This window comes from Rheinheimera gaetbuli, from assembly GCF_054781935.1.
Map to the genome: position 1 here is coordinate 1 of NZ_BAAGTL010000040.1, position 846 is coordinate 846.

Consider the following 846-nt stretch of genomic DNA (forward strand, 5'->3'; position numbering starts at 1 on the left):
CAAGAGCATGTGCTGCTGCTGACGCTGCACCATATTGCCTCAGATGGCTGGTCAATGGGCATTTTACTGCAAGAGCTCAGTGCACTGTATAGCGCAGCATTAGCGGGGGTGTCGGCCGATTTGGCGCCGCTGCCGGTGCAATACGCTGATTATGCGCTATGGCAACGCAGCTACCTGCAGGGCGAGGTGCTTGAGCAGCAAGTAGATTACTGGCGCCGCCAGCTGGCGGCGCTGCCGGTGGTGCACAGTTTACCGCTGGATAAACCGCGGCCATCAGTGGCCAGCTTTAGCGGCGATGTGCAGTTGCACAGCCTGCCGCCGGGTGTGCAGGAGCAACTGCGCAGTCTGTGTCAGGCGCAAGGTGCGACCCTGTTTATGGGTGTGCAGGCGTTGTTTGCGGCGTTTTTATCCCGCTACAGCGGCGAGCGTGACATTGTGATGGGCACGCCCAGTGCAAACCGTGAGCAGGCCGAAGTAGCGGGCCTGATAGGGTTCTTTGTTAACAGCCTGGTGCTGCGCAGCGATATCGACCCGCAACAGAGCCTGAGCGGGCTGATTGGTGCCAGCAGGCAAATGTTGCTGGAGGCGTATGCGCATCAGCAGGTGCCGTTTGAGAAAGTGGTTGAGGTGCTGCAGCCGGAGCGCTCAGCAGGCCACAGTCCGCTGTTTCAGATAATGCTGTCGTGGCATCAGGGAGGCAGTGAAGGCTCGCTGTCTCTGGAGGGGTTGACGGTTGTGCCGGCAGAGGGTGGCGCAGCCCAGGCGAAATATGAGTTATCGCTGACGGCCTCGGAGTCAGAGGGTGGGTTAATACTGGCGTGGGAATACAACACGGCGTTGTTCAGG

At 59.7% G+C, this 846-nt stretch carries 1 protein-coding gene; it reads left to right on the forward strand.

Translation table 11 applies throughout. The features are described 5' to 3' along the window. Positions 1-846 (forward strand): condensation domain-containing protein (locus tag ACYVIC_RS19655; RefSeq protein ID WP_460862691.1); only part of this gene is annotated, 846 nt, incomplete at both ends.